The sequence below is a fragment of the Chitinophaga eiseniae genome (assembly GCF_012641265.1).
GTDB classification, from domain to species: Bacteria; Bacteroidota; Bacteroidia; order Chitinophagales; family Chitinophagaceae; genus Chitinophaga; species Chitinophaga eiseniae_A.
The window spans coordinates 166,193-179,789 of sequence record NZ_JABAHZ010000004.1 but is presented as its reverse complement, the minus strand read 5'-3'; the positions used below and the strand labels follow the sequence as shown (position 1 = coordinate 179,789).

13 protein-coding genes are annotated in these 13,597 nt (G+C 47.4%); 10 read left to right on the top strand and 3 right to left on the bottom strand.

The window, feature by feature from the left end; genetic code table 11:
• Positions 1-14: 14 nt before the first annotated feature.
• Positions 15-518: a hypothetical protein gene (locus tag HGH91_RS17810; RefSeq protein ID WP_168740157.1), complete on the top strand. Its 504-nt coding sequence runs from the start codon at positions 15-17 to the stop codon at positions 516-518.
• Between the two features lie 54 nt (positions 519-572).
• On the opposite strand, the gene HGH91_RS17805 is transcribed toward HGH91_RS17810, so the two are convergent.
• On the bottom strand, positions 573-962 hold the full coding sequence (locus HGH91_RS17805; RefSeq protein ID WP_168740156.1) for an XRE family transcriptional regulator: 390 nt from the start codon (positions 960-962) through the stop codon (positions 573-575).
• 99 nt (positions 963-1,061) lie between these two features.
• Entirely contained in the window at positions 1,062-1,175 is a 114-nt protein-coding gene (locus HGH91_RS31650) for a type II toxin-antitoxin system HicA family toxin (RefSeq protein ID WP_211092346.1), read from the bottom strand.
• A 148-nt stretch (positions 1,176-1,323) separates the two neighbouring features.
• On the opposite strand from HGH91_RS31650, the gene miaB reads away from it, so the two are divergent.
• The 8 genes from miaB (at position 1,324) to HGH91_RS17760 (ending at position 9,156) form a co-directional block, all read left to right on the top strand.
• A complete protein-coding gene (gene miaB / locus HGH91_RS17795; RefSeq protein WP_168740155.1) occupies positions 1,324-2,736 on the top strand; it encodes a tRNA (N6-isopentenyl adenosine(37)-C2)-methylthiotransferase MiaB in 1,413 nt (470 codons plus the stop codon).
• 59 nt (positions 2,737-2,795) lie between these two features.
• The gene (locus HGH91_RS17790; RefSeq protein ID WP_168740154.1) at positions 2,796-4,037 is read left to right on the top strand and encodes a sigma-54 interaction domain-containing protein; all 1,242 of its coding nucleotides are present in this window, start codon (positions 2,796-2,798) and stop codon (positions 4,035-4,037) included.
• Between the two features lie 23 nt (positions 4,038-4,060).
• Positions 4,061-4,585, top strand: a complete 525-nt coding sequence (gene lptE, locus HGH91_RS17785; RefSeq protein ID WP_168740153.1) for an LPS assembly lipoprotein LptE — start codon at positions 4,061-4,063, stop codon at positions 4,583-4,585.
• 33 nt (positions 4,586-4,618) lie between these two features.
• A complete protein-coding gene (locus HGH91_RS17780; RefSeq protein ID WP_168740152.1) occupies positions 4,619-5,797 on the top strand; it encodes a hypothetical protein in 1,179 nt (392 codons plus the stop codon).
• 12 nt (positions 5,798-5,809) lie between these two features.
• Complete coding sequence (secG, locus tag HGH91_RS17775) at positions 5,810-6,166, top strand: preprotein translocase subunit SecG (RefSeq protein ID WP_168740151.1); 357 nt, start codon at positions 5,810-5,812, stop codon at positions 6,164-6,166.
• A gap of 133 nt (positions 6,167-6,299) precedes the next feature.
• Positions 6,300-7,352 carry an endolytic transglycosylase MltG gene (gene mltG / locus HGH91_RS17770; RefSeq protein WP_168740150.1) on the top strand — a complete coding sequence of 351 codons (1,053 nt, stop codon included), beginning with the start codon at positions 6,300-6,302 and terminating at the stop codon, positions 7,350-7,352.
• Positions 7,353-7,436: 84 nt separating this feature from the next.
• Positions 7,437-8,405 carry a YihY/virulence factor BrkB family protein gene (locus tag HGH91_RS17765; RefSeq protein ID WP_168740149.1) on the top strand — a complete coding sequence of 323 codons (969 nt, stop codon included), beginning with the start codon at positions 7,437-7,439 and terminating at the stop codon, positions 8,403-8,405.
• A gap of 139 nt (positions 8,406-8,544) precedes the next feature.
• The gene (locus tag HGH91_RS17760; RefSeq protein ID WP_247651770.1) at positions 8,545-9,156 is read left to right on the top strand and encodes a redoxin domain-containing protein; all 612 of its coding nucleotides are present in this window, start codon (positions 8,545-8,547) and stop codon (positions 9,154-9,156) included.
• Positions 9,157-9,223: 67 nt separating this feature from the next.
• Here the strand turns inward: HGH91_RS17760 and HGH91_RS17755 are convergent, their stop codons facing one another.
• The gene (locus tag HGH91_RS17755; protein ID WP_168740148.1) at positions 9,224-11,758 is read right to left on the bottom strand and encodes a M14 family metallopeptidase; all 2,535 of its coding nucleotides are present in this window, start codon (positions 11,756-11,758) and stop codon (positions 9,224-9,226) included.
• A gap of 127 nt (positions 11,759-11,885) precedes the next feature.
• Here HGH91_RS17755 and ggt point away from each other — a divergent pair, with 127 nt between their 5' ends.
• A complete protein-coding gene (gene ggt / locus HGH91_RS17750; RefSeq protein WP_168740147.1) occupies positions 11,886-13,592 on the top strand; it encodes a gamma-glutamyltransferase in 1,707 nt (568 codons plus the stop codon).
• Positions 13,593-13,597 lie beyond the last annotated feature (5 nt).

Genomic DNA, 13,597 nt, shown 5'->3' with positions numbered 1-13,597 from the left:
CGTAAATTTGCGGTATGAATATGAATAACATCTTCCCTGCAGACTTCTCTCCGGCCTCCAGGGTGTGGATATACCAGAGCAACAGACCGTTCAACGAGCAGGAGATACTTGAGATAAATGAACAGCTGCACCAGTTTACCGCCCAATGGAATGCCCACGGCGCACCAGTAAAGGGCTGGGGACAGGTAGTGTTGAACCAGGTGATCATTCTCATTGCAGATGAATCCCAGACTACCGTAAGTGGTTGCAGTACAGATAGTTCTGTTAGAATCATTAAAAGCATAGAACGGCAATACGAGGTAAATATGTTTGATCGCCTATTGCTGGGCTTTATCGTAAAAGATAAGGTACAACTGCTGCCGATGGCCCAGGTGCCCTACGCGCTGGAAAAAGGCTATATAGATGAAAACACGCTCTATCTGAATAATACCGTACTCACTAAGCAAGAGCTGGATACGCAGTGGTTGGTACCGCTGAAAAACAGCTGGGTAGGTAAAAAGCTGGCAGCGAAAGCGTAGCCAGGAATAAAATATTGAAACGCCCTGTAACCAGTGGTTACAGGGCGTTTTATGTTAGGCAATCTCTAATTGGGTAAGTTCCCTTCCCAGTTCCCGTACTCCTCCTAAAATTTTGTGCACTTGCTTTTCACTTGGTTTTTTGGAGCCGGCAATGTATTGCGATAATAAAGTATAATTCATTCCTATGCGTTGTGCAAAGGCCTTTGCATTTATCTCGCTATAATATTCAAAAAACTGCCTCAAGTCGAGACTAACCACTACATCTTTCTCGGTAACGGGCTTTTGATGTTTGTAAGCCCTGTATTCATTCATAGCCTCTAAAACACGTTGTTTCAGTTCTTTCATATGTTTGCCTGTAGTGCCAACGGGGGTAGACTCAAAATCGGAAGCATAGGCGGAGTATCCGGTAGCTGTTTTTTCAACTACAAATAAGTGTTTTTTCATATTTCGTCGTGATTTTATTTAATTATTTCAATCCTGCCTGTTTTAAAATTCGTACCTCTAAGCCTTTACCCATCTCAGCGCTTCCATGATCGGGGAAAACTATTTCATGCCGGGTTTACCTGGATGTATCATAATTAAATGGCTTCCTTTTCCGCTTCTCAATATCTGCCAACCTGCTCTCATTAATATCCGCTTTAACTCAGAACATTTCATGACATTTACTTGTCGAGCAAAGGTATATTATAATATACTTATCAGCAAATAAAAAGTATATTATAATATACCCTCGTTTAATCTTGCTGCCATTCTGTCATTTTGTTATTTTTATTGCTTATTTTTGCCTTCCAAAATTTTTGTCAGGATGCTTGATCTGGAAACTAAAGTGCATGATGAAAGTCGCCAGGGAGAAGCTTATGCTCCCGCCGTGGCTGGCACCCAAACATATACTAAAAAATTTTACATTGAAAGCTATGGTTGTGCAATGAATTTCAACGATAGTGAAATCGTTGCCTCCATACTTGGACAAGAGGGTTATGGCCCTACCCGCAATGCAGAAGAAGCAAGTCTCATTCTCCTAAATACCTGTTCCATCCGCGAAAAGGCGGAACAAACCGTTCGTAAACGACTCACAGAATTCAAAAAGCTGAAACGGGAAACACCCGGCATGCTGGTAGGCGTTTTAGGCTGTATGGCCGAACGTATCAAAGGAAAGCTCCTGGAAGAAGAAAAGCTGGTAGACCTGGTAGTAGGCCCTGATGCCTACCGTAGCCTCCCCGCCCTGATTGCAGAAGCAGAAACCGGGCAAAAATCAGTGAACGTATTATTGAGCCGCGAAGAAACCTATGGCGATATCAGCCCGGTGAGACTGGACAACAACGGGGTTACCTCCTTTGTGTCCATTATGAGAGGTTGTAATAATATGTGTACTTTCTGTGTAGTACCATTTACCCGTGGCCGGGAACGCAGCCGCGACGCATATTCCATTGTACGGGAAGCCCGCGAACTGTTCGACAACGGCTACCGGGAAGTAACGCTCCTCGGGCAAAATGTTGACTCTTACTACTGGACCAGCGCCGACGGCAGCGAAACCATCACTTTCGCCATGTTACTGGAAAAAGTAGCGCAGATAGATCCATTGCTCCGCGTACGTTTCAGCACCTCCCATCCGAAAGATATTACCGACGAAGTGCTTTTTATCATGCAACGGTATGAGAATATCTGCAACTATATTCACCTGCCAGTACAAAGCGGCAGCTCCCGCATCTTGCAGCTCATGAACCGTACCTATACCAGGGAATGGTACATGAAGAAAGTTGACCGTATCAGGGAACTGATTCCTGACTGTGGCCTGTCGACCGACATTATCTGTGGCTTCTGCACAGAAACGGAAGAAGATCACCAGGATACCCTCAGTCTCATGAAATATGCCCAGTACGACCTGGCCTATATGTATTTCTATTCCGAACGCCCGGGTACCCTGGCAGAACGCCGCTATGACGACGATATCCCGGAAGAAGTAAAGAAAAGAAGGCTGGCCGAAGTAGTGGAATTACACCGCAAATATTCACAGGCAGGGATGGAAAGAGAAGTAGGAAAAACCTTCAGAGTATTGGTAGAAGGAACGTCCAAACGCTCTACCGAACAGCTTTTTGGCCGCAGCGACCAGAACAAAGTCATTGTTTTCCCTAAAGAAAACTTCAAAAAAGGCGACTATGTGATGGTGAAGGTAGAAAGCTGTACCTCTGGTACCCTGATAGGAAAAGCCGTACAATAGCTGCCGGCAGATAACAATGCCGCTATAAATTTAACCATCAAACATACGAACAACCGCTTATGGACATACAGGCTATAAAAAACAGGTTTGGCATTATTGGTAGTAGTCCCGCACTCAACTACGCATTGCAGGTGGCTGTTCAGGTAGCCAATACCGACCTCACGGTGCTGATTAATGGAGAAAGTGGGGTGGGTAAGGAAGTATTTTCCCAGATCATTCATTCCCTCAGTGCACGTAAGCACAATCCCTTTATTGCGGTGAACTGCGGCGCGATCCCGGAAGGAACCATCGATTCAGAGCTTTTCGGCCATGAAAAAGGATCCTTTACCGGTGCGGTTGACAGCCGTAAAGGTTACTTCGAAACCGTTAACGGCGGCACCATCTTCCTCGATGAAATCGGGGAAATGCCCATGGGCACACAAGCCCGCCTGTTGCGCGTATTGGAAACCGGCGAATATATCCGCGTGGGTTCCTCCAAAGTACAGAAAACGGATGTGCGCGTAGTAGCTGCCACCAACCGCGATTTACTGGAACGTACCCAACAGGGCAAATTCCGGGAAGATCTGTATTATCGGCTCAACACCGTGCCTATCCGCGTCCCCGCCCTGCGCGACCGCAAAGAAGATATCCCCCTGTTATTCAGAAAATTCTCGGTAGACTTCTCCGAAAAATATAAAACACCTTCTATACAACTGGATGAAGAAGCCCGTAATATATTGGTGAACTATCCCTGGAGAGGTAATATCCGTGAACTGAAAAATATTGCAGAACAGATTTCTGTATTATCATCAGATAAACTGGTGACCGCCAACGACCTGAAACGTTTCCTGCCCGATCAGCCGGAAGTAAACCGTTTACCAATGCTGGCCGCGCCACAGCAACAGAACAGCGATTTCGCCAGCGAAAGGGATATCCTGTATAAGCTGTTCTTCGATATGAAGAAAGATGTGACCGAGGTAAAGAAAATGTTCTTCGATATCCTGCAGAATCCCAATATGGCGCATGCGGCCGAGTATCACCCGGAGAATAATCATGTACTGCATAGTTTCCCTTCCACTACGGATCTGGGTACGCCATCGGGCAGTAACATCGCCACGGCACAACCCATTATCATCTCTGATAATAAAATTGATCATCACGAAGAAGTAGAAGAAACATTGTCTATTGCCGATAAAGAGAAAGAACTCATTGTAAAAGCGCTGAAAAAACATAAAGGCAAACGTAAAGATGCCGCGCTGGACCTGGGTATTTCGGAAAGAACCCTTTACCGCAAACTCAAAGAATATAACATTGCAGAATAAACGAATTTAATATCAGCACTACAATGATAAAAAGCATTAAAACATGGCTGTCAGTAGCTATTCTGGCAGTATCAGCAGCGGGTTGCAGCGTGAAATATTCTGCTAGCGGCGCCAGTATAGACCAGGGCGCATCTACGGTGAACGTGCGCTTTATTGAAAACAGGGCGCCGATCAACAACCCCACCCTGAGCCAGAAACTAACCCAGAAGCTGCGCGATAAAATCACGTCACAGACCCGTCTGACACAGATCAACGAGAACGCACCGAAAGCCGACTACGAATTCAAAGCTACTATTACCGGTTATTCCTTCTCCAACGCGGCGGTTACCAACGTTGACCAGGCAGCCACTTCCCGTTTAAACGTGACCGTTAACGTAGTATTCATTAAGCGTATAGGCGATAAAAAAGGATTTACCCAGTCATTTTCCCGTTCTGCTGAGTTCAAGGCTACCCAGCTGCCCAGCACCGTAGAAAATGGATTGCTGGATGATCAGATCATCCCCGGCATTACAGATGATATCTTCAACAGGGCCTTTGCGAACTGGTAACGGGTAACTCATTTTTTATTACATTAGTAACCTATGACGGTAAACAGGATTATATCGCATGTGTTTCTACAGCCTTCCCTGCAACAGGTTGATGAAGCTGTAATGGAGCAACTCGTGGCAGATCACCCTTATTTTGCTGCAGGCAGGCTGTTACTGGCCAAAAAAGTATACCAGCAAACCGGTAATCTTCAAAGCGATGCCGTGAAAAAAGCGCTGCTGTATACGAACCAGCACCATCATGCCTATCAGCTGATCACTGGTGATATGCCGGAAAATACGCTCACGGAAGAAGAAGGCACTACAGCTATCGCTGCGGAAATAGCACAAGACACCACATTACCGGTAGTAGAGGACCGTATTGCGCCCGTGATACCCGAAGATGCCCTGCCACAGCAGGAGCCGGAGAACGCGATTGCCGCCATCCACAACAATGCGGAAATCCCTGCGCCGGAAGCTACTACTACCGCCATAGCTGAAGACATTGTTCCGGAAGAAACCGTTGCTGCCACCATAGCCGCGGAAATAGCGCAGGAAACCACCTTACCGGTAGTGGAAGACCGCATTGCACCCGTAATTCCTGAAGATGCCCTGCCACAACAGGACATTATTCACCATACACCGCTTACCGTGGCCGACTTTGAACAGGAAACCAAAGCACCTCCTGCAAATGCCACCACAGTAATGCCCCCTCCTGCACCGGTTGATCTGCCGGTAGCGGAAGAAGAAGATCCTTCTCCGGGGCCTATTAAAATATTCCCATTGGCAGTAGATACAACAGAAACAGAACTTACTTTCCAACCTTTATACACCGACGACTATTTCGCTTATAAAAGATTGAAAAATCCGGAAGAAGCGGATGAATTAAGCATACAGGGCGCCGCAGAAATGAAAAGCTTTACTTCCTGGCTGCGGCAGATGAAAGACAACTTTGTGGGTAAAACCAGCAGAGACTGGTATCAGCAGCAACTGCACCGCATTTATGAAGAAGACGAAGAACCGGAAGTGTCGGAAACCGTAGAGAAAATGGCCATGAACTCCATTGTATTCAACAATGACATCGTTTCAGAAACGCTGGCAGAAATCTGGATACGCCAGCATCAATACGGCAACGCGATTAAGATATATCAAAAATTAAGTTTGCTTAATCCCGACAAAAACGCTTATTTTGCGCAAAAGATTTTAGAACTAAAGTCACTAACAGACAAAAAATAAACAATAATTTCTATGTTGATAATTTTCGGTATCCTGATCATATTAGCCTGTGTGTTGTTAGGCTTCTTCGTGCTGATCCAGAACCCTAAAGGTGGCGGATTATCCGGTAGCTTCGGTGGTGTTGGTAATCAGGTGATTGGGGTGCGTCAAACTACTGACGTGTTGGAAAAAGGTACCTGGATCCTGGCGATAGTGATCGCATTACTTTGCCTGACTGCTCCTTTTTTCATTGGTAAAATCAGCAAAGTACAACAACTGGCTCCCAGTGCAATAGAAAAAGCAGCTGGTGGTCAACCTGTAGTACCACAGGCTCCGGCTCAGCAACCTGCTGGCACTCCGGCTCCTGCCCCTGCTCCTGCACAGAAATAAATAACATATTGAATAATAATATTTAAAACCTCGCCGTTAAAAGCGAGGTTTTTTTTAATGGCGACTGACAGAGTATATTGAAAAACCAGCTGATAGCGCGCATTCGCCCCCACTCTAATGTCCAACACTATCTATGGCAAAAAAAAGTAAACAACCCAGCTCAAAGTCTGTCTGGATAAGGCGAATACTGGTTATTGCCGGCTGCCTGCTGGCCGGAGCGCTGGTATACATCTCCTATCGCGTATTTGGCCCCAACACCAAGGCTTTTGGCGATAGCAAATACTTCTATGTCCGTACCAACAGCACTTATGCTAATGTATTGGATGGACTGGAAGAACAAGGCATCATCCGCAACCGCAACAGCTTCAACTGGGTGGCTCAACAGCTGGATTATCCTTCCCGGGTAAAGGCCGGCCGGTATAAGATTAACCGGGGGATGAGCAATTTCGATATTGCCCGTATGCTACGCTCGGGGAAACAATCGCCCGTAGACCTGGTTATCAATAAAATACGCACCAAAGACGATTTTGTCAGAAAGATAGCCAATAACCTGGAAGCCGATTCCACGGTGTTGCGCTCCCTGATGGCCGATGCAGTGTACCTCCGCCAGTTTGGCCTCGATACCAACACCGTAATGTGTGGGGTACTGCCTGATACGTACGAATTTTACTGGAATACCGGCGCGGAAGCCGTCTTCAAAAAACTGGAAAAAGCCAGGATGGCTTTCTGGACAGACGACCGGAAAGAAAAAGCCTCCAAACTGGGGCTGTCTGTGAATGAAGTTACCATACTGGCCTCCATTGTGGAAGAGGAATCGAATAAAAACGATGAAAAGCCCCTGATCTCCAGCGTATACCTGAACCGCTACCGTAAAGGCATGCGCCTGCAGGCCGATCCCACCGTGAAGTTTGCCTTGCAGGACTTTGGATTGAAACGGATAAGGGAAAATCATACCCTGTTCGATTCTCCGTATAATACTTACCGTTATAGCGGATTACCTCCTGGCCCTATCTGCACCCCATCCGAAAAAACATTAAATGCCGTATTAAACACACCTGATACAGATTACCTGTATTTTTGCGCCAGATCCGATTTCTCCGGTTACCATGCCTTTGCAGCCACCTACGAAGAGCACCTGGTGAATGCCAGGAAATACCAGGCAGAACTCAATAAAAGAGGATTCTAGCAAACACTATATTTAATTATTCCCTTATTTTAACAGTAACATACGCTGTTGAAATAAGGGAATAATCAATTTTAAAAAATAAACTTGCCGTTCAAACCCGAAAACATCATTCTACATTCCCGCCCCTACCGCCGGTTGGTGGAAAGGACTAAAACCCTTATCCTGCCCGGATTTGAGGGGTTACCCTTGTATGATGTACTTAAACACTTCGGACAGGAAACCAAAAACAGGGGCCTGGGCGACCGCGCCAGGGCCATCTCTTTCAACTTCCTGCTGGCCATTCCGCCCTTCTTTATCTTCCTTTTTACCCTGGTACCTTATATACCGGTAAAAAATATAGAGCCTACCCTCTATGACCTGGCCCAGGATCTGACGCCCAACTACAATACCTACATGATTGTGCGGGGAATGATCCATGATTTCCTGTATACCCACCGCAATGGGCTGCTCTCCATCGCATTCCTGATGGGTTTCTTTTATTCGTCTAATGGCGTAATGGGCATACTCCGCTCCTTTTCCAAAATACAGGGCGCCGGTTTCCGGAAAAGAAAATGGTGGCAAAACCGGTTAATAGCCCTGCAGCTTACTGCCATATTGGTACTGCTGCTATTGGTTACCGTAGCGCTCATTATTGCCCAGGGTACCACGCTCCGCTGGCTATTCAACCTGGTAGGCATTACCAGCGCCCCGCTAAGAAATGTGCTCGATATTGCCAGGTGGGTAGTGATTGTAATGCTATTTTACTCAGTCAATGCAGTACTATACCGCATTGGTGCGGCTACCACACGCAAATGGAAATTCATTACCGCCGGCGCTACGGTGGCCACGGTTTGTATGATACTGGTAACCATCGGCTTCTCCTGGTTCGTTAACAACTTCGGCAACTACAATAAAATCTATGGCTCTATCGGTACCATCCTGGTACTCATGCTCTGGATCTTCTTCAACTCATTCTTTCTCCTCGTAGGCTTTGAACTAAATGCCAGCATCCGGAGTGTGAGCGACGCAAGACAAGAAGAAAAATCCAGTACTGCCCCGCTATCAGCCAGATAGTCAATTTATTACTTTTTTACACTTGATAATTATTTTTATTTTGTAATTTTCTTCTATATCTTGATATGATTATTTGCCAAACGCATGCAAATAACTGTCGCATTTACTATATTTAGTCCGGACCTGAAAACCATTTGTTATGATGAAGGCCACCTTTTATTTATCCTGTTGTACTGTATTACTTTCTTCATTTCAACCTGAACTGGAAATACCGTTGGAGCCGGGTGCCTTATTACCTAAATCCGAGCTCACTTGTATGGATGTATCCGGCAAAGAAATTTCCCTGAATACCGCCAAACAGGAAAACGGGCTGCTGGTGATCTTTTGCAGTAACAGCTGTCCTTATATGCAACGGAACCACGACCGGCTGCGCGAGGTATGTACCTATGCCCGTAAAAACAATATCGGTGTGGTAATGGTCAACTCTAACGAAGCAGCCCGCAATGACCTGGAATCCTTTGCAGCCATGAAGGAATATGCCACCAAACAACAATTCAGAAGCTGGTATTACGTGGTGGATAAGAAAGCCGTGCTGGCAGATGCCTTTGATGCCAACCACACCCCTGAATGCTTTTTATTCAATAAGAATAGCCGCCTGGCCTATAAGGGAGGGATTGATGATAGCCCGGGAAATGCTGATGCAGTAAAAACACGGCTGTTGCATAATGCCATTAATGAAATGCTGGCCGGGAAACCGGTAGCAGTAAGCACTTCCCATAGCCTGGGTTGTAATATAAAGCGTAACTTATAAGGTGCACACGCTTTTGAAGGCAGCTACTTTGCACGGCTGGTGCAAAATAGCTGCTTTTCTATTGCTTTTATTGTCCTACCAGGAACACGGCGTTGCCGAACAGCAACTTACCGTTTTCCCAGAAACTTCTGAATAATGGGTTATCTGCCAGGATAATCAACTGACCACTGCCCAGTTCCTTCACCCCAAACAGTAATCCGTCTTTCAACTGCGCCCGGGTATCTGCCCCCACAAAACCACTGAGGTAGCTGTCTTTCTTCAATACGCCTACATTCCAGCCGCCATTTTCAATAAATCCGTATAAATGGGCATCCTGCTTTAAGGTATAATAGTAAGGGCCATAGCCAAATGCCAGCGGATGGGTAGTGTCCAGCTGCACTTTATAAATAGCGCCCGGAACAAACTGGCGGATACTCTCTCTTTCCCTGTTGGCATAAGGTTTCAGGATATCGTAGTTATTGACAGGAGCAACTTTCCCCTTATCTTCTTTCTGTTCTTCTTCTTTTTCTTTCTTCAGTTTTATGCCCCAGTCCATACCGGCCAGTTCCACCGCGGCACCTTCGATGGTAATCAATTTACCACCATTGTTCACCCATTCTTTCAAACGTTCGGCAGCGGCTTTATCACTGAATAGTTTATAGTTGCCTTCCGGTAAGATCAGGACATCGGTCTGATCCCAGTTGACATCTCCCAAATTTCGTTCGTTCACTACCGTTAGCGGGTAATCCAGCTGCTGCTCAAAGAAATGCCAGATTTCCCCGGTGCCCAGTGAAGAAACGCCGTCGCCGGTCAGCAACATTACGTTGGGCTTTTTGATGAAACGGATTTTATCAGAACCAAAGTCAGTCCCCTTATCTACAAAACCGCTGGACACCGCGTCCAGGGAGATCTTGAAACGATTGGCCTGGGAGGTAATAAACTGGTCGAATTGGTCGCCACGGGTGGTATTACCGGAACGGGTGATGATCAGTGTACCGGCAGAAAAATCTTTTCCGCCAACGCTGAAAGGCGCTTCAGTAAAACGTACTTTAATATCATGCTGTAATAAGGCAGACAGGAACTTCACATCACGTACGCTGTTCCACTGGGCCAGGTAGGCATAAGGCTTCTGGGCAGATAACGGCGTGTTATTCCGTATGGTTGCGGTGGTAGACGCAGGCGTGAGCGGCTGTTTCAGTGCATAGGAAGTGAGCCCATATGCATAGGGCAGCGCCCAGGCAGTAATATCATAGGTGACAGAATCTGTCAGGTGAGATACCGGTTCAAACAGTACCCGCAGCATATTGGAGTGAGGCTGAAAGGCGCTGATCACCAGGTCTTCTTTATCGATGGTAAAGGATTCAGTTTTGCCGGTGAAATAGTTAAATCCGCTGGCACTACCTGTATTGGCGCCATAACCAACTTCAATATTGTTGCGGCGCAGGAGTTCAGCCAGTGTATTTAGCTTTTCAGTATTACCGTTGGCTTTCACCACATAGGCTTTATAGCCTCCCTGCGGCGTTTTCTGGGCAGCCTGGAAATAATGGGCATATTCCGTGATGATCTTTCCGGCCTGCAGGGAAGCCACTTCAATGGTAGACATCCCCGTGGTAAAATGATGTGCAATACGATCAGACAAGGTCAGGGTATCTCCGTCTCTCTTCAACACGGCCACGCCTGCCCTTCCGCTGCCGCCTTGCTCATAGGTCATGCCAATAGCCCCGTTGTACATGGGATAAGTGTCGCCATAGCTGGGATAGAACAGGTCGAAACGCTCCCTGGTAAAGTACAACCAGCCCTGCTGATCAAAATATTTTGCATTATTCCTGCCTATCAATACCTGTATTTCCCGCTGCCAGGGCGTAATAGCGTCATGAAACGGTTCTGCTGCCGGCGCAAAATAATAAGGTGCGTCTATTTCCTGCTCGTGAAAATCGACGTGCAGCTGCGGCATCCACTGGTTGTATTTTGCGATCCGCTGTTGTGACTCTTTTTGTGTTTGCCAGGCCCAGTCGCGGTTAAGGTCAAAATAGTAGTGATTGGACCTTCCGCCGGGCCAGGGCTCATTATGTTCGCGGGACCAGGCATATACATTGGGTTTCACCGCGCGGGCGGCATTATAAAAATTCACGTACCGCTCCCGCCCATCAGGGTTCAGACAGGGATCAATAATGACTACCGTGTTTTTCAGCCACTGCTGCGTTTGTGCATTGGCGTTATTTACCAGTTCATACAGCGTTTGCATGGCCGCTTCTGTAGATACGGCCTCATTACCGTGTACATTGTAGCTTAACCATACAATGACCGGCTCTTGTCCGTTACTGCTGCTATGAGCGTTGGAAAGATCAAGGCTATGCTGCCGGATGTCTTCCAGGCGGCCAAAATTTTCCGGGGAGGCCACAATGGCCATCATCAGGGGCCGGCCTTCGTAAGTGGTACCATATTGTTCCAGCTTTACATTTTTAGCGGTAGCAGCTACCTGTCTGAAATAATCGAGTACCCGGTAATGGGGAGTAAACTGGGCCCCCAGGGGATAGCCGAGGAATTGATCCGGAGTGGGTACCTGGGCACGGGTATAAATAAAGCCCAGCATCACGAACGTCAATAATACTAGTCTGTGCATAGAAAGCCTGGTAATTAGATGCTGTAAGGTAGGAATTGTTTTCCGAATGAATGTTTCCCCGGTCCCCCGGATGATAAATTTCCTATAGTTCGGCGCTTATCTTAATTTAGCTTCAAACACGATACCCATGCGTTTCCTGATCCTGCTCGGACTGGTGGTGTGTACCTGGCAAACCGCCTGTGCCCAGCACCCCATAGATGATTTACATCCTTTCGATTATACGATTGAGAAAGACATCAAAGTATTGCATGGTGCTGTAGTATCAGCGCATCCCCTGGCCAGCCGGGTGGGCGCCATGATACTGCAACAAGGAGGAAATGCTGTCGATGCGGCCATCGCCACACAGCTGGCGCTGGCAGTGGTATATCCCGGCGCCGGTAACCTCGGCGGCGGAGGGTTTCTCGTGGGGCATCTGAAAAACGGACGCAATATAGCCATCGACTACCGCGAAACCGCCCCGGCTAAAGCCAGCAGGGATATGTACCTCGACTCGGCAGGCAATCCCATTACCCAGCTTAGCCTGGACGGGCACCTGGCTGCCGGCATCCCAGGTACCGTAGCGGGACTCTTTGCTTCCATGAAATACGCCAAACTGCCTTTTTCCAAACTGATAGCCCCTGCTATCCGGCTGGCAGAGAAAGGGTTCGTGATCACAGAAGCGGAGGCCAATGGGCTAAACGCCGCCAGGGCCGATTTCGAAAGACTAAATACAACTAAAACAGCGTTCGTTAAAGATCAACCCTGGAAAGCAGGCGATACCCTGATACAGCCAGAGTTGGCTCATACGCTCACGCTTATACGTAATAAAGGTGCAGCCGGATTTTACCAGGGTGAAACCGCCGCCAATATCATAGCTGAAATGAAAAGAGGCCATGGTATCATCTCCCTACAGGACCTGAAAAACTACAAGGCCCGTGAAAGAGAAGCCGTAGCTTTTAACTATAAAGGCTATACGATTGTAACTATGCCACTGCCTTCCAGCGGAGGCATTTGCCTGCAACAGCTGATGGGAATGGTTGAAAACTACCCCTTGTCGCAATGGGGCTTTCAATCTCCACAATCGGTACAACTCATGGTAGAAGCAGAGCGCAGGGCCTATGCCGACCGTGCACAGTTCCTGGGCGACCCCGACTTTGTGAAAGTGCCGGTAGCAAAATTGACCAACAAAAAATACCTGGCCGCCCGCATGCAGGACTTCACTCCCGGCAAGGCTGGTTCCAGCGATAAAACCAAAGCTGGCGTACTGCCAGAAAGCGAAGAAACCACTCACCTCAGTGTCATCGATGAAGACGGGAATGCCGTGGCGGTAACCACTACGCTCAATGGCCACTTCGGTAGCAGAACGGTAGTGGGCAAATCCGGCTTTTTGCTCAATAACGAAATGGACGACTTCAGCGTAAAACCCGGCGTACCTAATATGTATGGCCTGGTAGGTACCGAAGCCAATTCCATTGCACCATCCAAGCGCATGCTCAGCTCCATGACGCCTACCCTGGTATTACAACAAAACCAGGTGCTGTATTCTCTGGGAACTCCCGGAGGATCTACTATCATCACTTCCGTCTTCCAGGCATTGATGAACACCCTGGAATTTGGCATGTCGCCTGCAGACGCAATCAACAAGCCCAAATTTCACCACCAGTGGCTGCCGGATGAAATTGCCGTGGAAAAAGATTTTCCAGACAGCACCATCCAGGCGCTCGAAGCCATGGGATATAAGATCAGTAAACGTGGCCCTATAGGCCGTACCGAAATCATTAAAAGAGCCCCTGGGAGCCGCTTCCTGGAAGCATCTGGCGATAAACGGGGTGATGATAGTGCGGCAGGATACTAAATCAA